The organism is Actinomycetospora termitidis (genome assembly GCF_030286555.1).
Classification (GTDB): Bacteria; Actinomycetota; Actinomycetes; order Mycobacteriales; family Pseudonocardiaceae; genus Actinomycetospora; species Actinomycetospora termitidis.
Genome location: NZ_JASVWF010000003.1, coordinates 413,350 through 429,968, shown reverse-complemented (window position 1 = coordinate 429,968; position 16,619 = coordinate 413,350). Strand labels below are relative to the sequence as shown.

Genomic DNA, 16,619 nt, shown 5'->3' with positions numbered 1-16,619 from the left:
GACACCGTGGGCATCCCGTCGGGGCCGGCGATCCCGGCCCCGGCGGGGACCCCGAGTGGAAAGAGGTGACACGTGGCCGCCTACATCGTGCGGCGCGTCCTGATCTCGATCGGCGTGCTCCTGGTGGCGTCGTTCCTGCTCTACCTGATGGTCGGGCTCTCCGGTGACCCGCTGGCCGCGCTCAAGGCGCGGCCGGGCATCACCCAGGCGACCATCGACGCGACGGCCCGCTCGCTCGGGCTCGACCAGCCGATCCTCGTGCGCTACTGGACCTGGTTCACCGGGGTGCTCTCCGGGGACTGGGGCACCAGCGTCGCGCTCGGCCAGGCCCGGGCGGAGGTCCTCCCCAGCGTCGGGAACGCGCTGTGGGTGACGATCCGGCTGGTCGTGATCGCCGAGCTGCTCGCCCTGCTGATCGGCGGGGCGGTCGGCGCGATCGCCGCCCTGCGCCAGTACTCGATCACCGACTACGTCGCCACCACGCTCGCGTTCGTGCTGTTCGCGATGCCGGTGTTCTGCATCGGCATCATCCTCAAGGTCTACGGGATCGAGCTGAACCTGCTGCTGATCGACCTCGGGCTGGACCGCTGGCTCACGACGGCGGGTCCGCCCGCCGGCGGGTTCACGGGGTCCCCGGGCGAGGTCTTCTTCAAGTTCACCGGCGCGTACGTCCTCCCCACGATCGCCCTCGCCGCGATCAGCTTCGCGGCGTACAGCCGCTTCCAGCGCGCGTCGATGCTCGAGACGATGCGCTCGGACTACGTCCGCACCGCCCGGGCGAAGGGGCTCACCGAACGCCAGGTCGTGCTGCGCCACGCGCTGCGCAACGCCCTGCTGCCGGTCACCACCTACTTCGCCTACAACTTCGGCGCCGTGTTCGGCGGGGCCATCGTGACGGAGCAGGTGTTCGGCTGGAACGGGATGGGTTCCCTGCTCGTCCGGTCGATCCAGCAGTACGACCCGAACATGCTGATGGGCTGGCTGATCGTCACCGCGACGATCGTCATCCTGTTCAACCTGCTCGCCGACATCACCTACAGCTACCTCGATCCGAGGATCCGCCTTGGCTGAGACCACGGAATCCACGCAGACCGCACCGACGCACCCGGGCAAGGTGCCCGCCCCGTCGCCGGGGACCGACGGCGGGGACGTGGGCGGGGAGTTCCTCTCCCAGGGCCAGCTCGTCCGGCGGCGGTTCCTGCGCCACCGGGCCGCGATGACGGCGCTGACGGTGCTCGTGCTCTACGTGCTGTTCGTCTACATCGCCCCGTTCTTCCTGGGCTACTCGCTGACGGACCTCGACGCCGGGTCGTACGAGGACCCCAGTCCGGCGCACGTCTTCGGGACCGACCAGGTCGGCGCGGACGTCTTCTCCCTCGTGATGCGGGGCTCGCAGTACTCGCTACAGATCGGGGTGCTGACCACGGTCATCGCGACCGTGATCGGGGTGCTGATGGGCACCTTCGCGGGCTACCTGCGGCGGGGCACCGACGCCGCGGTCTCGCGCGTGACCGACCTGTTCCTGGTCGTGCCGCTGCAGGCCGCGGCCGCCGTCCTGATCGCCGGTGTCGGCGGCTCGTGGTGGCTGGTCGGCCTCGTGCTCGGCTTCTTCCTCTGGACGCCGATCGCCCGCGTCACCCGCGCCGAGGCGCTGGCCCTCGCGCAGCGCGAGTTCATCGAGGCGGCACGTGCGTCCGGGGCCACCACCTGGCGCATCGTCACGAAGCACCTGGTGCCGAACATGATCGGCACCATCGTCGTGAACGCGACGCTCACCCTGGCGCTGGCCGTTCTCACCGAGGCGGCGCTGTCGTTCATCGGGCTGGGCGTGCAGATCCCGGACACCTCGCTGGGCCTGGTGCTCAACCAGAACTACACCCAGCTGGCGACGCGGCCGTGGCTGTTCTGGGCGCCGTTCGTGGCGATCGTGCTGATCTCCCTGACCATCAACTTCATCGGCGACGGGCTGCGCGACGCGTTCGACCCGCGCCAGACCAGGCGGTGAGGGCCATGTCGCTGCTCGAGGTCGAGGGCCTCTCGGTCACGTTCCCCACCGAGGACGGCCAGGTGCACGCCGTCCGCGACGTCAGCTTCCACGTCGAGCCCGGGGAGGTCCTCGGGGTCGTCGGAGAGTCCGGCTCCGGGAAGTCGGTCTCGCTCATGGCGGTGCCCCGGCTGCTGCCGAACTCGGCGTCGGTCACGGGCTCGATCCGCTTCGACGGGACCGAGCTGGTCGGCGCGGGCGCCGAGACGCTGCGGGGGCTGCGCGGGTCCGAGATCGCGATGATCTTCCAGGACCCGATGAGCTCGATGAACCCGGTGCACACCGTGGGCCGGCAGATCGCCGAGGCCCGGCGGGCGCACGCGTCGGTGTCCAAGGACGAGGCGTGGCGCGACGCGGTCGCGGCGCTCGCCCTGGTCGACATCCCGCAGCCGGAGACCCGCGCGAAGCAGTACCCGCACGAGTTCTCCGGCGGCATGCGCCAGCGCGCGATGATCGCGATGGCGATGGTGAACCGGCCGCGGCTGATCATCGCCGACGAGCCGACCACCGCGCTCGACGTCACCGTCCAGGCCCAGGTCCTCGAGGTGCTCGACCAGGCCCGGGTCGAGTCCGGCGCCTCGCTGGTGCTGGTGAGCCACGACCTCGGCGTCGTCGCCGGCACCGCGGACCGCGTGCAGGTGATGTACGGCGGGACGATCGTGGAGACCGGCCCCACCGAGGAGGTCTTCGACCGCCCCCGGATGCCCTACACGGTCGGCCTGCTGTCCTCGCTGCCCGCCGTCGACCAGATCGGGGAGCGCCTGCACCCGATCCCCGGTGCGCCGCCGTCGCTGGTGTCGCTGCCGTCGGGCTGCACGTTCGCCCCGCGCTGCCCGCTGGTCGAGGAGGCGTGCCGCGAGGCCGAGCCCGCTCTCGTGGCGGTCGGCACCGACCACCACTCGCGCTGCCGGCGCTGGGAGGTCCTCGCCGAGGGCTCGACCACAGACCTGTTCGCCCGTTCTTCCGGGGCGAGCGGAGCGACGGGATCGACCATGGGAGTGTCCGCATGACCGCGCCCGCATCCGATGCCACCACCACGTCGGACGGCGTGCGCGACGGGGCGCTGCTGCAGGTCCGCGACCTGACCACGACCTTCCCGGTCCGCAGCAACGGCGTCTTCCGCCGGACCGTCGGCGCTGTGCAGGCCGTCACCGGCGTCTCGCTCGACGTCGACGCGGGCGAGACCCTCGGCATCGTCGGGGAGTCCGGGTGCGGCAAGTCCACGACCGGGCGCTCGATCCTGCAGCTGATCCGCCCGGACTCGGGGTCGGTGGTCTACGACGGCCGCGAGCTGGTCGGGCTCTCGGCGAAGGAGATGCGGCCGCTGCGCCGCGAGCTCGCGATGGTGTTCCAGGACCCGTTCGGCTCGCTGGACCCGCGCCTGCCGGTCGCCGAGCTGATCGCCGAGCCGCTGCGGATCCACCAGGTGTACGCCGCCGAGTCCGACCTGCGGGCCCGCGTGGACGAGCTGCTCGGGCTGGTCGGGCTGAAGTCCGAGCACCGCAACCGCTACTCCCACGAGTTCTCCGGCGGCCAGCGCCAGCGCATCGGGATCGCCCGGGCGCTCGCGGCGAACCCGCGCCTGATCGTGCTGGACGAGCCGGTGAGCGCGCTGGACGTCTCCGTGCAGGCCGGCGTGGTCAACCTCCTCGAGGACCTGCAGGAGCGCCTCGGGCTGTCGTACCTGTTCATCGCCCACGACCTCTCGGTGGTCCGGCACATCTCCGACCGGGTCGCGGTGATGTACCTGGGCAAGGTGGTCGAGCTCGGCGACGCCGCGCAGGTCTACGACAACCCGCGGCACCCCTACACGCGGGCCCTGCTCTCCGCGGTGCCGCTGCCCGACCCGTCCGCCGAGCGCCGGCGCCGGAAGTCCCGCGTGGTGCTGTCGGGCGAGATCCCCAGCCCGGCGGACCCGCCGTCGGGATGCCGGTTCCGCACCCGCTGCCCGAAGGCGCAGCAGCGGTGCGCGGACGAGGTCCCGCTGCTGCGCCCGAGCGACGCCGCCAACCGGCACACCTTCGCCTGCCACTTCCCCGACGGGGACGCGGACTCGGCCGCCTGACCCCCGCCCCCTCCCGATCGAACGGCACTCTCGCTGCTTCTAGGCGCGCGAGGGTGCCGTTCGTTCATCCGGGGTGCTGGACCGATCGGACCAGTGCCGCCGTGCGCGGGGCGTCGGGGGCGGTGCGCAGTGCGGCAACGGCGGTCGCGGGAGCGAGGGCCCGGCACCAGGCGTGCAGCAGGTCGGCGTCCAGGCCGTCGAGCGCGCGGGCGAGGGCGGCCACGGCGGCGTCGCGGCCGGGCGGGTCGACGAGGACCAGGTCGACGAGGTCGAACGTCCGGTCGCCGACGTGCGGTCGGGGGTCGATGACGACGGGTCCGGCCGGCCCGGCGAGCACGTTGGCCGGGTGGAGGTCGCCGTGCACGACGCCGTGGTGTCCGGGGCGGGCCGCGAGCGCCGTGGCGGCGGCGTGCCCCCGGTCGAGGGCCTCCAGCGGCATCCGGGCGCGCACCCGGGCGTCGTCGACCACCTGCTCCCGGACCCGGCCCAGCCAGAACGCGACGCGGTCGGCGAGCGGCGGGAGGTCGGGCGGGGCGACGGGGTCGGCGGTCCAGAGGTCGCGCACGGCGGGCAGCAGCGCGGGCACGCCCGTCCCGGCCGGCAGCGCGGTGCCCGGGCGGAGCCGGTCGAGCAGCAGCGCCCCGTCGTCGTGGGCGAGGAGGTCGACGACGTGCGGGGCCCCGGCCCAGTGCTCGAGGGCGGCGGCCTCGGTGGCGGCGATCGTCGGGTCGGGGTGGAGCTTGAGGACGCCGCGGTCGGCGGGCAGGACCAGGGCCGAGTTGCCGGAGAGCACGGTCCCGTCGAGCGCGAGGCCCCACCGGTGGGCCAGGCGCGCGACCCGGCCCGGGACGTCGTCGAGCCAACCGGACACCTCCGGCCCGAACCGCGCGACCAACCGGCGCCGGGCCTCGTCGGGAACCTCGACCATGCCCCCACACTGACGCGGTGAGCGTGTGGGGGCGACGCGGTTTCACCCCGCTGGTGTCCTCGGCGACGGTCAGCGAGGTCGGCAGCCAGGTCAGCGTGCTGGTGCTGCCGGTCATCGCAGCGACCGTGCTGACCGCGACGCCGTGGCAGATGGGCGTGCTCGCCGCGGCCGGGACCGCGGCCTTCCTGGTGATCGGGCTGCCCGCGGGCGCGCTGGTGGACCGGTGGCGCCCCCGGCGGGTGATGGTGGTCTGCGACCTGGTCCGCGCCCTGCTCCTGGTGACGGTGCCGCTGGCCTTCCTCGGGGGCGGGCTCTCGTTCGCCCAGCTCGTCGCGGTCGCGTTCGCGGTCGGGGTGGCGACGGTCTTCGGCGACGTCGCCGCGCAGAGCATCCTGCCCGCGCTCGTGGCCCGGGACGACCTGGTGCGCGCCAACTCCGTGCTCATGACCGGGACGACGGCGGCCGAGGTGGCCGGGCCGGGGCTGGGCGGACTCCTGCTGCGGGTCGTCTCGGCACCGGCGGCGCTGCTCGCGGACGTCGTGAGCTTCCTCGCGTCCGCCCTGCTGCTGCTCCGGGTGCCGGCACCGGCGCGCCCGGAGCGCACGGAGGACCGGGCGCTGGGCGCGGAGATCGTCGCGGGGCTGCGCTACGTCCTCGGACGGCCGATCCTGCGCCGCATCACGCTGTGCACGGCGACGGTGAACCTGGCGGGCGGGCTGCGGGACGCGGTGCTCGTGCTGTTCGCCCTGCGGGACCTGGCGCTGAGCCCGAGCCTCCTCGGCCTGGTGCTCTCCGTCGGCGCCGCGGGCGGGGTGGTCGGGGCGGTGGCGGCCGGGCCGCTCGCCGGCCTCGTGGGGCAGGCCCGGATCGTGCCGGTCGGTGCGCTGGCGCTGCTCCCGTTCACGGCGCTGACGGCGGTCGCCGGCGCCGCACCCGCCGTCCTGCTCGTGATCTCGGCCGCCGGGATCGGGGCGGCCACGGTGGTCTACAACGTCGCGCAGCTCAGCATGCGCCAGCGCGCGTGCCCGCCGGAGCTGCTCGGGCGGATGAACGCGTCGATCCGCACGGTGGTGTGGGGGAGCCCGCCGCTCGGGGCGCTGGCCGGGGGCGCGCTCGCCGGCGTCGTCGGGAACGTCGCCGTGCTGTGGGGCGCGGTGGTCCTCACGGCGCTGGGGAGCCTGCCGGTGCTGCTCTCGCCACTGCGTCGTGACGAGGTGCCCGACCCGTGACCCTGGCACGATGCGCCCGTGGATCCGATCGAGGAGTGGAGCCGGGCCCAGGAGCGCGTGATCGCGCTGCTGGACGGTGCGACCGAGGAGCAGGCGGACCGTCGCGTGCCGGCCTGCCCGGACTGGACCGTCCGGGACCTGTTCAGCCACATGGTCGGCCTCGGCTCCGACGTCGTCGCGGGCGACGAGCCCGACGACCACAACGAGGCCTGGACGCAGCGCCAGGTCGAGGCGCGCCGGGACCACACGGTGGCGCAGCTGATCGAGGAGTGGCGGGCCACCGCCGAGCCGCTGCGGGAGTGGATGCGGCAGCACGGCCCGCGCCCGCTCGGCGACGTGATCATCCACGAGCAGGACCTGCGCGGGGCGCTCGGCGTGCCCGGCGGGAAGGACTCGGCGGGCGTCGCGGCGATCCGCGACCGCTTCGCCCCCCGCGTCGGCGCGCGCCTGCCCGCCGGGACGACGCTGGGGCTGGTCGGTCCGGGCTGGTCGTGGGCCTCGGACGGCGGTGAACCGGAGCGCGCCGACGTCGTGCTGCACGCCGACGAGTTCGAGCTGCACCGCGCCGCGCTCGCCCGTCGCTCCGCCGCCCAGATCCGCTCCTGGACCACGAAGGGCGACGTGGAGCCGGTCCTCGACGCGTTCGCGACCCTGGGCGACCTGCCGTCCGAGGACCGGTCCGAGTGACGCGCCTGGTGCTGGTCCATGCCCATCCCGACGACGAGACGATCACCTGCGGGGGGCTGATGGCCCGGGCGGTCGATGCCGGGTGGGACGTCACGCTGGTCACCTGCACGCTCGGGGAGCTCGGCGAGGTGATCCCGCCGGAGCTGGAGCACCTGGAGGGATCCGAGGACCTCGCGGCGTTCCGGGCGAAGGAGCTCGACGCCGCGTGCGCCGCGGTCGGGGTCACCGACCACCGCCTCCTCGGCGGCGCCGGCCGCTGGCGCGACTCCGGCATGGTCGCCACCGGCGAGGGCATCCGCGCCGCCGCGCCCGCCGACCTGGGCGAGGGCGCCTTCGCGGTGCGCGCCGACGTCGACCTGCAGGTCCACCAGCTCGTCGAGGTGCTGGCCGAGGTCGGGCCCGACGTCGTCGTCAGCTACGACGCCTCGGGCGGCTACGGCCACCCCGATCACGTCCGCGCCCACGAGATCGCCGGCGGCGCCGTGGAGCGGATCGACCCGCTCGGCGAGCGCGTGGCGCTCTACGCGACCGCCGCGGCGCACGACGAGGTCGCGCGCGGGCTGGAGGCTCTCCGACGGCGGTCGTGGCTCGCCATGCCCGTCCCGGCGGTGGACGACCTCCCGACGGTCCCGGACGCCTCGATCACCGTGCGGATCGCGCTCGGCCCGGCGCGGGTGCGCAAGCTCGCGGCGCTGCGGGCGCACGCGACGCAGATCACCGTCGACGACGACGGGTCCGAACCGCCCGCGTTCGCCCTGTCCAACGGGCTCGCGCAGCCCGTGGTCGCGTCCGAGGGCTTCGTGCTCCTGCGGGGTCCGGACGGCGGGTTGGCGGCGCTGTCGGCATGACGTCGGGCGAGGTTATGGGCCGTGACGGGGTGGCGCGGACGGCCCTGCTCGCGGTGGTGCTGCTCGACGTGGTGCTGCTCGCGCTGACCGAGGTGGCGTGGCTGTCGCTGCAGGTCGGGTCGGTGCCGCTGCCGGTGTCGATCCTCGTGGCGGCGGTGACGACCCCGCTCGCCGTGCGCCTCGTCGACCGCTGCTTCCCGGGCTCGCGGCTGGTGTTCGCGCCGCTGGTCGTGTGGATGGTCGTCGTGGTGGTGTTCGGCTTCTGGAGCCCGACCGGCACGGGCACCTTCCCGCCGGACTGGCGCCCGATCGTGCTGATCGCCGCGGGCCTCTTCCCGGGGGTGTGGGTGGCGAGTCGGCCGGTGCGGCCCTCGTCGGAGGCCGGGTCCCCGGGGTGACCGGTGTGCGCGACGCACACGGCTGGCGGTCGGCGTGTTCGGCGGGGCGGCGTGTGCGTGGCGCATACGGCTGGCGGTCGGCGTGTTCGGTGGGATGGCGTGTGCGTGGCGCACACGGCTGGGTCGCGACGTCCGACGGGAGCAGCCTGTCACGGCGAATTCCGGTCCGGTGGGTGCCTTGTCGTGGGGATTCCCAGCGACAAGTGGGCGGTCGGGGCGCAGGAGACCGCGACAGGCGGACCCGGGGCCGGTCACGGGGGGCTGCTCCGGTGGGTGCCTTGTCGTGAGGATTCGCAGCGACAAGTGGGCGCTCGGCGTGCGGGAGCCTGCAACCGGCGGCGTCAGGTGTCCGGCCTGGGGGAGTGGCGCTCCGGCGCGTGCCTCGTCGCGGGGTTTCCCAGCGACGACCGGTCCGGCCTGCCTTGTCGCGGGGAACGTCCCGGCGACCGCCACCCTGTCACTGGGAATCCCCACGACAAGCGCGCGGCCCGAGGGCGGAAACCCGCGACAAGGCCCGTGGGCCCGGCCGGCCGTGTGCGTGACGCAACGCCGCGGCGGCAGCGGACAGCCCCGGCCGGCCGTGTGCGTGACGCAACGCCGTGGCAGCAGCGGGCGGACCCGGCCGGCCGTGTGCGTGACGCAACGCCGGCGCGGTGGCGGGCGAACCCGGCCGGCCGTGTGCGTGACGCAACGCCGCAGCGGCAGCGGACAGCCCCGGCCGGCCGCGTGCGGGGCGCACCGCGGGCGGGCGGGCGGGTCCGGAGCCCGCCAGCCGCGCTCAGCGCCGTCGGTGCTCCGCCCCGCTGAGCCCGATGATCGTCCACACCGCCGACACCCCGAGCAGCGGCACCGCGAAGGCCGCGATGTTCGGCGCGAGGTCGATGTCGACCCGACAGGCCACCAGCAGGGCAACCGCGACCACCACGCCGAGTACGCCGTCGGCCACCCGCACGCCGCGCGGGGGCGGGGGAGGCCGGTGCGCCGCCGCCGCGGCGGCGGCCGCCCGGGGCCCGGGAGCTGCACCGTCGACGACCGGCCGGCCGGACCCGCCGTCGGGAAGACGACGGCCGGGACGGCGCGGCAGGCCGGCCCCGACGAGCTCGTCGACCGCCGCGCCGAGGCCGGCCCGGGAGCACCGGATCGAGCGCGAGCCGTGGACCCAGGTGCGGCGTCCGTCGGCCGAGTGCTCGGCGTACTCGACCTCCCACTCGTCGAGTCCACGGACCGGGCGGAAGAGCAGGCGCCGCTCGCGCCGACCGGTCGTCGGGAACCACCAGGAGACCGCTCCCGCGCGGCAGGCGCCGTAGTGCGCGCCGAGCGCGGCCAGGCGCGGTCCGACCTCCGCCCGCACCGCGTTCGCCCCGATCCCCCCGCTCACCGGGCCACTGTGACCCACATCATGCGGTGTGGCCACCCCGGCGATCGGGCAAGAGGCGGGCATGGCGGCCGTCTCGGACCAGTACATGATCAGCGTGCTCCGGCCCTTCGTCGCGGCGACGGGGCCGGTCCTGGGCGGGTTGCGGGAGGCCGACCCGTTCCGGCTGGGGAAGCTCGCCCAGCGGCGCTCGCTGGAGCTGGAGGGGCCGGCCACCGAGGAGCCGCCGGCGCGGAACCGACGGCAGAAGGTCCTCCGCACCGCGCGCCGCCTGCGGGGCCGGGCCCTCGACCGCCTGGCCACCTCGCGCCTGCCCGGCACGCCGCGGTGGGCCGTGATGTCGCCGGAGGAGCGCGACCACTGGTGGGTGGGCCGGGTCGGGCGCTTCACGTCGGCGATCGCGGCGTTCCCCGGCATCGGCGGGGCGCTGGCCCGACGACTACCGGTGTCGGACATCCTCGGGCTGTCGGCCCAGGGCCTGGTCATCTGCGCGATCGCCGGCGAGCACGGCGTGACCGACCGGGACGAGCAGGTCCGGCTGCTCGCGGCGGTGCTCTTCGACCGGAACCTCGCCCCGGAGGGCGACGCGCACGGCGACCAGGTCGAGCGCGACGCCGCCGACCTCACCGGTGACCTGCACCGCGAGCACTCCGGGGACAGCCGCCTGCGGGCGCTGGCGCGGGCCGTGTGGCGGATGGGACGCTCGCTCTTCGCGCTGCACGACGAGCTCGGCCGGCGTCCGCAGGGTCGCTGGTTCTGGCGGACGGTTGCCAACCTGCCGGTGGTGGGCGCGGTCGGGGCGTACAAGTCGGAGCGGTCCGGACTGAAGCGGGCCGCGCGGCGGGCGGCCGCATGGGTGGCCCGGGAGCACGGGTAGCCGCGCGGCGGCCCGCGACGGTGGCCCGGGGGGATGTGGCCGCCGACACGTCGTGGGACGGGCGACCCGCCCGGGCACGACGCGCCGCCGGACGGAATACTGCGGAGGCGTTTCATCGCCGTGTGCGGGCCGACCACCACCGGCCCGGTGGTGACACCCACAGCTGAGGTAGGGAGCAGGAGCCGACGTGACGTACGTGATCGCCGAACCGTGTGTGGACGTGCTCGACAAGGCATGCATCGAGGAGTGCCCCGTCGACTGCATCTACGAGGGCGGGCGGATGATGTACATCCACCCGGACGAGTGCGTCGACTGCGGTGCCTGTGAGCCGGTCTGCCCGGTCGAGGCCATCTACTACGAGGACGACGTGCCGGACCAGTGGTCGGTCTACACCCAGGCCAACGTCGACTTCTTCGACGAGCTGGGGTCGCCGGGCGGCGCCTCCAAGGTCGGCAAGGTCGACAAGGACGTGGGCCCGGTGCCGAGCCTGCCGCCGCAGGGCGAGTGACCGGCCGACGGGCCAGCGCGTGAGCCTGCCCTCCCTGCCGGACTTCCCCTGGGACAGCCTGGCGACGGAGACGGCGACGGCCCGGTCGCATCCCGACGGGGTCGTCGACCTCTCCGTGGGCACCCCGGTCGATCCGGTGCCCGCCGTCGTCGCGACCGCCCTGCAGAACGCCTGGAACTCGCCGGGCTACCCGCAGACCCACGGGACGCCGGCGCTGCGGCACGCCGTGGTCGACGCGCTCGGCCGCCGGTACGGGGCGACCGGGGTCGAGCCCGACGCGGTGCTGCCCACGATCGGTTCCAAGGAACTGGTCGCGTGGCTGCCGACGCTGCTGGGCCTGCGGGGCGCGACCGTCGCGATCCCGTCGCTGGCGTACCCGACCTACGAGGTCGGCGCCCTGCTGGCGGGCGCCCACCCGGTGCGGGTTCCCGACGACGGGTCGCTGCCGCCGGACACGCGGCTGGTCTGGCTGAACTCGCCGTCGAACCCGACCGGACGGGTGCTCTCCGCGGAGGCGCTCGCGGCGCGGGTGGCCGAGGCGCGGTCGCTCGGCGCGGTCGTGGCGTCCGACGAGTGCTACCTGGGGCTGCCCGGGCCGGGCTCGGACCCGGTGTCGGTGCTCGACCCCCGGGTGCACGGTGGGACGCCCGAGGGCCTGCTCGCGGTGCACTCGCTGTCGAAGACCTCCCAGCTCGCGGGGTACCGGGCGGCGTTCGTCGCCGGGGACCCGGCGCTGGTGACAGGCCTTCTCGCGGTCCGCAAGCACGCCGGGATGATCGTGCCGCGCCCGGTGCAGGACGCGATGACGGCGGCGCTGTCCGACGACCTGCACGTCGCCGAGACCCGCCAGCGCTACGACGCCCGCCGGGCCCTGCTGCGGCCCGCGCTCGAGCAGGCCGGGTTCACCCTCGACCACTCCGAGGCCGGCCTCTACCTCTGGGCCACCCGCGGCGAGCCGTGCCGAACGACCGTGGCGTGGTTCGCCGAGCGCGGCATCCTCGTCGCGCCCGGGGAGTTCTACGGTCCCGACGGCGGGCAGCACGTGCGGATCGCGCTCACCGCGTCCGACGAGCGCATCGAGGCCGGTGCGGCCCGGGTGGGTGCGGCCTGATGCTGATCTTCGGGACGCGCCGGACGGCGCAGCAGCTCGCGGTGTTGATGCTGACGTGCCCGCAGGGACACCCGGCGGCGCACACCGTGACCCGCCTCGTCACGCGGTTCACGCTGTTCTTCGTGCCGCTCTTCCGGGTGCGCACCCGCCACGTCGTGCAGTGCACGCTGTGCGGGATGTCGGGGCAGGTGTCGACGGAGCGGGCCGAGGAGCTCGTCACGCAGGCCGCGAGCACGTGACGAGCCGGTAGCCCGAGAGGTCGGCTGCGCGAGGGTCGGTCACCCCGGCGCGGCGCTCGTCCGGGAGGGCATCGGTCACGACGACGAGTGTGGCACCGCCTCCACCCGTGGGTGGAGGCCGAGGTGGGGCCCACGGACCGACGATCGTCCGGCCCGATCCGCGCACGCTTCTCCCCGAACCGGACGGCGGTTCACGGGACGTGAGGAGGAGATCGTGGACGAGGCGACGACGAGGGCATCCGGGCTGCGCAGGCGACTCGTACGGGGGCTGCTGGCGACGGTGATCGCGGCCGGGGGAGTCGGACTCGTGCCGGGCACGGCGCTGGCGATGCCCTGCGCGGACTGCAACGCCCCGAGCGGGAACGGATGGAGTGTCGAGGAGACCGGGGGCAACGGGTTCGAGGTGTCGGGCTTCCCGTCGATCCCGCTCGGTGAACGGCCGGAGCACCCCAGGATCGTCACGGTCCTGGAGCCCAACGAGAACCCGGCGGACATCGGCCCCTGCGCGCCGGGGCAGGTCTGGAAGGGGACGCTCGTGCGCTACCGGGACGGGGACGTGCTGTCCGCGGTGCCGGTCTGCGCGTGACGCGGGCCCGACGGCGGGTCCGGACCGCGGACCCGCCGTCGGGACTCAGTTCGCGTGCAGGGCGGAGTTCAGCTCGACCCGCGCGCCCTCGGTGCGCGGCAGCGCCTCGACGGCGCCGGTGGTGGAGTTGCGGCGGAACAGCAGCCCGGAGCGGCCGGAGAGGTCGACGGCCTTGACGACGCTGCCGTCGTCGAGCACGACCCGCGTCCCGGCGGTGACGTACAGCCCGGCCTCGACCACGCAGTCGTCACCGATCGAGATCCCGATGCCGGCGTTCGCGCCGAGCAGGCAGCGCTCGCCGATCGAGACGACCTCCTTGCCGCCCCCGGACAGCGTGCCCATGATCGACGCGCCGCCGCCGACGTCCGAGCCGTCGCCGACGACGACCCCGCCGGACACCCGGCCCTCGATCATCGACGTGCCGAGCGTGCCGGCGTTGAAGTTGACGAAGCCCTCGTGCATCACCGTGGTGCCCTCGGCGAGGTGCGCGCCCAGGCGGACCCGGTCGGCGTCGCCGATGCGGATCCCGGTCGGGACGACGTAGTCGACCATCCGCGGGAACTTGTCCACCGAGTACACCGTCACGGGGCCCCGGCCGCGCAACCGGGCGCGGACCCGCTCGAACTCCGGCACCGGGCACGGCCCGTGGTTGGTCCACACGACGTTCGCGAGCAGGCCGAACATCCCCGAGAGGTCGACGCCGTGCGGGCGGACCAGGCGGTGGGAGAGCAGGTGCAGGCGCAGGTAGACGTCGTAGGCGGACGTGGGCGGGCCGCTGAGGTCGGCGACGGTGCGCACGGCGACCACCTCGACGCCGCGGTCGGCGTCGGTCCCGAGGGCGTCGACCAGCGAGGGCTCGAGCTCCCCGGCGGGGACGACGACGGTGCCCGGCTCGGCGGCCATGTCGTCGGTGTCGGCGGACAGCTCCGGCAGCGGGTACCAGGTGTCGAGGACGGTGCCGTCGAGGGCGACGGTCGCGAGGCCGAGTCCGACGGCGCGGGTGGGAGTGCTCATCGCCGACCAGCCTATCGGTGGGGCTCTACGCTCGACGGCCGTGCGCATCGATCTGGCCACCGACCCCGTCGACCTGACCGCCGCCCTCGTGGACGTGCCGTCGGTCTCGGGGGAGGAGAAGGCGCTCGCGGACGCCGTCGAGATCGCGCTGCGCGCGCACGACCACCTGGAGGTGGTCCGCTCCGGAGACGCGGTGCTGGCGCGGACGCTGCTCGGTCGCGACCGGCGGGTGCTGCTCGCCGGGCACCTCGACACGGTGCCGATCGCGGACAACGTGCCGTCCCACCGCGCCGGCGACCTGCTCTACGGGTGCGGGACGAGCGACATGAAGGCCGGCGTCGCGGTCATGGCCCACCTGACGGCGACCCTGCGCGAGCCCGCCCACGACGTCACCCTCGTGCTCTACGACTGTGAGGAGATCGAGGCGTCGCGCAACGGCCTCGGGCGGATCGAACGGACGCTGCCGGACTGGCTGGACGCCGACCTCGCGATCCTCGGCGAACCCACGTCCGGCCTGGTCGAGGGCGGGTGCCAGGGGACGATGCGGGTGGTCGTCACGCTGGCCGGCCGCCGGGCGCACAGCGCGCGGTCGTGGCTGGGGGAGAACGCGATCCACGCGGCGGCACCGGTGCTGTCGCGGCTCGCGGTCTACGAGCCCCGCAGTGTGGACATCGACGGCTGCGTCTACCGCGAGGGCCTGCAGGCCGTGCGCATCGGGGGCGGGGTCGCAGGCAACGTCGTGCCGGACCTCTGCGAGGTGACCGTCAACTTCCGGTTCGCCCCGGACCGCTCGCTCGCCGACGCCGAGGCGCACGTGCGGGAGGTCCTCGACGGGTTCGACCTCGTGGTCACCGACGCGGCCCCGGGCGCGCTGCCGGGTCTGTCCGCGCCGGCCGCGGCGGAGTTCGTCGCCGCCTCCGGTGGGACACCGGTGGCCAAGTACGGCTGGACCGACGTCTCGCGTTTCTCCGCGCTCGGCATCCCCGCGGTGAACTTCGGCCCGGGCGACCCGAACCTCGCGCACACCCGCGACGAGCACGTCGACGTCCGGAGGATCACGGCCGGCACGGAGACGTTGCGGCGCTATCTGGCGTAGTCCGGAACCGACGAACGGGCCGTTCGTCACCGAAGAAGGTGATGAACGGCCCGTTCGTACGGATCGGGTGCCCTAACTCGCGGCCAGCGCCGCGTCGCGGCCCGCGGCCAGCTGGGCGGCGATCCCGGCGACACGCTCCCCGGCGAACCGGGCCGCCTGCCGGGTCTCGTCCGCGATCGGGATCGAACCCTGGCCGTCGACGTGGGAGACGCCGTACGGGTTGCCGGTCGCGAACATCACCGGGTCGGTGTAGCCGGGCGAGACGATGATGCCGCCGAAGTGGTGGATCGTGTTGTAGAGCGCCAGCAGCGTCGACTCCTGGCCGCCGTGCGCGGTCGCGCTCGAGGTGAAGCCCGAGTAGACCTTGTCGGCGAGCAGGCCCTGCGCCCACTGCGGGCCGAGCTGGTCGATGAACTGCTTGAGCTGCGCGGCGACGTTGCCGTACCGGGTCGGCGACCCGAAGATCACCGCGTCCGCCCACAGGACGTCGTCCGCGGTCGCCTCCGGGGTGTCCGCGGTCTGCTCGCGGTGGGCCTTCCACTTCTCGTTCGAGTCGATCGCGGCCTGCGGCGCGAGCTCGTGCACGGTCCGCAGCCGCACCTCGGCGCCGGCCTTCTCGGCGCCCGCGGCGTACTCCTGCGCCAGCTGGTGGATGGTGCCGGTCTGGCTGTAGTAGATGACGGCGACCTTCGTGGCCATCGTGGATCGTCCTTCCCGACGACGGGGTGATTGCTGCTTCAACCAGTTACCCGGTGCCGAGGACCGCACACGCGCAATTCCGGATGTCCGGCGTGCGACCGACGCGAACCCCACGATCCGGCGTCCCTACGCTGGGTGCATGACCGGGTCCCACTTCGACGATCTGACGACGCCGCGACCGACGACCATCGACAAGCGGCCCGCCGAGCACAAGGACCCGGCGCGCCTGTCGTCCACCACCGACCAGCGCCTGCTCGACTCGCGCGGACCGGCCGACTGGGTGCACTCCGACGCGTGGCGCGTCCAGCGCATCCAGGCGGAGTTCGTCGAGGGCTTCTCGGTGCTCGCCGAGATCCCGCGCGCGGTCACCGTCTTCGGGTCCGCCCGCACCGCGCCCGACCACCCGGACTACGCCACCGGCATGGCCCTGGGCGCAGCCCTCGCGCGCGCCGGGTACGCGGTGATCACCGGCGGCGGTCCGGGGATCATGGAGGCCGCGAACCGGGGCTGCTCGGAGGCCGGCGGGATGTCGGTGGGTCTGGGCATCGAGCTGCCGTTCGAGCAGGGCCTCAACCCGTGGGTCGACCTCGGCGTCGGGTTCCGCTACTTCTTCGCCCGCAAGACGATGTTCGTGAAGTACGCGCAGGCCTTCGTCTGCCTGCCCGGCGGGTTCGGCACGCTCGACGAGCTCTTCGAGGCGCTCGTGCTCGTGCAGACCGGCAAGGTCACGCGGTTCCCGGTGGTCCTGCTCGGCTCGGCCTACTGGGGCGGCCTGGTCGAGTGGCTGAAGACGAGCGCCCTCGAGCACGGCGTCATCAGCCCGAAGGACGTGGACCTGATCCACGTCGTCGACGACGTCGAGGAGGTCGTCGCCATCGTGGAGCAGCGGTTCCACGAGCTGGTGGAGAAGTGAGG

The 16,619-nt window shown here is 74.3% G+C and carries 19 protein-coding genes; 15 read left to right on the top strand and 4 right to left on the bottom strand.

Annotated features, from left to right (window positions below; all coding sequences use genetic code 11):
• Positions 1-72 precede the first annotated feature (72 nt).
• The 4 genes from QRT03_RS15485 to QRT03_RS15470 are packed head-to-tail and all read left to right on the top strand — an operon-like array spanning position 73 to position 4,109.
• Entirely contained in the window at positions 73-1,071 is a 999-nt protein-coding gene (locus QRT03_RS15485) for an ABC transporter permease (RefSeq protein WP_286053797.1), read from the top strand.
• 43 nt (positions 1,072-1,114) lie between these two features.
• On the top strand, positions 1,115-2,005 hold the full coding sequence (locus QRT03_RS15480; protein WP_286054381.1) for an ABC transporter permease: 891 nt from the start codon (positions 1,115-1,117) through the stop codon (positions 2,003-2,005).
• Positions 2,006-2,010: 5 nt separating this feature from the next.
• Entirely contained in the window at positions 2,011-3,054 is a 1,044-nt protein-coding gene (locus tag QRT03_RS15475) for an ABC transporter ATP-binding protein (RefSeq protein WP_286053796.1), read from the top strand.
• On the top strand, positions 3,051-4,109 hold the full coding sequence (locus QRT03_RS15470) for an ABC transporter ATP-binding protein (protein ID WP_286053795.1): 1,059 nt from the start codon (positions 3,051-3,053) through the stop codon (positions 4,107-4,109). The genes QRT03_RS15475 and QRT03_RS15470 overlap by 4 nt, the downstream gene beginning before the upstream one ends.
• A gap of 64 nt (positions 4,110-4,173) precedes the next feature.
• Here the strand turns inward: QRT03_RS15470 and QRT03_RS15465 are convergent, their stop codons facing one another.
• Complete coding sequence (locus QRT03_RS15465; protein WP_286053794.1) at positions 4,174-5,037, bottom strand: aminoglycoside phosphotransferase family protein; 864 nt, start codon at positions 5,035-5,037, stop codon at positions 4,174-4,176.
• A gap of 17 nt (positions 5,038-5,054) precedes the next feature.
• On the opposite strand from QRT03_RS15465, the gene QRT03_RS15460 reads away from it, so the two are divergent.
• The 4 genes from QRT03_RS15460 to QRT03_RS15445 are packed head-to-tail and all read left to right on the top strand — an operon-like array spanning position 5,055 to position 8,199.
• Positions 5,055-6,266: an MFS transporter gene (locus QRT03_RS15460; protein WP_286053793.1), complete on the top strand. Its 1,212-nt coding sequence runs from the start codon at positions 5,055-5,057 to the stop codon at positions 6,264-6,266.
• Between the two features lie 18 nt (positions 6,267-6,284).
• Complete coding sequence (locus tag QRT03_RS15455; RefSeq protein WP_286053792.1) at positions 6,285-6,953, top strand: maleylpyruvate isomerase family mycothiol-dependent enzyme; 669 nt, start codon at positions 6,285-6,287, stop codon at positions 6,951-6,953.
• Positions 6,950-7,801 carry an N-acetyl-1-D-myo-inositol-2-amino-2-deoxy-alpha-D-glucopyranoside deacetylase gene (gene mshB, locus QRT03_RS15450; RefSeq protein WP_345783256.1) on the top strand — a complete coding sequence of 284 codons (852 nt, stop codon included), beginning with the start codon at positions 6,950-6,952 and terminating at the stop codon, positions 7,799-7,801. Before QRT03_RS15455 ends, mshB begins: the two co-directional genes overlap by 4 nt.
• Positions 7,798-8,199: a hypothetical protein gene (locus QRT03_RS15445; RefSeq protein WP_286053791.1), complete on the top strand. Its 402-nt coding sequence runs from the start codon at positions 7,798-7,800 to the stop codon at positions 8,197-8,199. Before mshB ends, QRT03_RS15445 begins: the two co-directional genes overlap by 4 nt.
• 778 nt (positions 8,200-8,977) lie before the next feature.
• Here QRT03_RS15445 and QRT03_RS15440 read toward each other — a convergent pair.
• Entirely contained in the window at positions 8,978-9,577 is a 600-nt protein-coding gene (locus tag QRT03_RS15440) for a hypothetical protein (RefSeq protein ID WP_286053790.1), read from the bottom strand.
• A gap of 61 nt (positions 9,578-9,638) precedes the next feature.
• On the opposite strand from QRT03_RS15440, the gene QRT03_RS15435 reads away from it, so the two are divergent.
• The 5 genes from QRT03_RS15435 (at position 9,639) to QRT03_RS15415 (ending at position 12,895) form a co-directional block, all read left to right on the top strand.
• Positions 9,639-10,451 (top strand): hypothetical protein, encoded by an 813-nt coding sequence (locus tag QRT03_RS15435; protein WP_286053789.1) that lies wholly within the window; start codon positions 9,639-9,641, stop codon positions 10,449-10,451.
• 187 nt (positions 10,452-10,638) lie between these two features.
• The gene (gene fdxA, locus QRT03_RS15430) at positions 10,639-10,959 is read left to right on the top strand and encodes a ferredoxin (RefSeq protein ID WP_286053788.1); all 321 of its coding nucleotides are present in this window, start codon (positions 10,639-10,641) and stop codon (positions 10,957-10,959) included.
• Positions 10,960-10,978: 19 nt separating this feature from the next.
• Positions 10,979-12,070: a succinyldiaminopimelate transaminase gene (gene dapC / locus QRT03_RS15425; protein ID WP_286053787.1), complete on the top strand. Its 1,092-nt coding sequence runs from the start codon at positions 10,979-10,981 to the stop codon at positions 12,068-12,070.
• Positions 12,070-12,309 (top strand): zinc-ribbon domain-containing protein, encoded by a 240-nt coding sequence (locus QRT03_RS15420; protein WP_286053786.1) that lies wholly within the window; start codon positions 12,070-12,072, stop codon positions 12,307-12,309. The genes dapC and QRT03_RS15420 overlap by 1 nt, the downstream gene beginning before the upstream one ends.
• Positions 12,310-12,523: 214 nt before the next feature.
• Positions 12,524-12,895, top strand: coding sequence for a hypothetical protein (locus QRT03_RS15415; protein ID WP_286053785.1), 372 nt, complete (start codon positions 12,524-12,526; stop codon positions 12,893-12,895).
• A 45-nt stretch (positions 12,896-12,940) separates the two neighbouring features.
• On the opposite strand, the gene dapD is transcribed toward QRT03_RS15415, so the two are convergent.
• Entirely contained in the window at positions 12,941-13,909 is a 969-nt protein-coding gene (gene dapD / locus QRT03_RS15410; RefSeq protein WP_286053784.1) for a 2,3,4,5-tetrahydropyridine-2,6-dicarboxylate N-succinyltransferase, read from the bottom strand.
• A 40-nt stretch (positions 13,910-13,949) separates the two neighbouring features.
• Between dapD and dapE the strand changes: the two genes are divergently transcribed.
• Positions 13,950-15,005, top strand: coding sequence for a succinyl-diaminopimelate desuccinylase (gene dapE, locus QRT03_RS15405; protein ID WP_286053782.1), 1,056 nt, complete (start codon positions 13,950-13,952; stop codon positions 15,003-15,005).
• Positions 15,006-15,077: 72 nt separating this feature from the next.
• On the opposite strand, the gene wrbA is transcribed toward dapE, so the two are convergent.
• A complete protein-coding gene (gene wrbA, locus QRT03_RS15400) occupies positions 15,078-15,704 on the bottom strand; it encodes an NAD(P)H:quinone oxidoreductase (RefSeq protein WP_286053781.1) in 627 nt (208 codons plus the stop codon).
• A 139-nt stretch (positions 15,705-15,843) separates the two neighbouring features.
• Here wrbA and QRT03_RS15395 point away from each other — a divergent pair, with 139 nt between their 5' ends.
• Positions 15,844-16,617 (top strand): LOG family protein, encoded by a 774-nt coding sequence (locus tag QRT03_RS15395; RefSeq protein WP_286053780.1) that lies wholly within the window; start codon positions 15,844-15,846, stop codon positions 16,615-16,617.
• Positions 16,618-16,619: the final 2 nt, after the last annotated feature.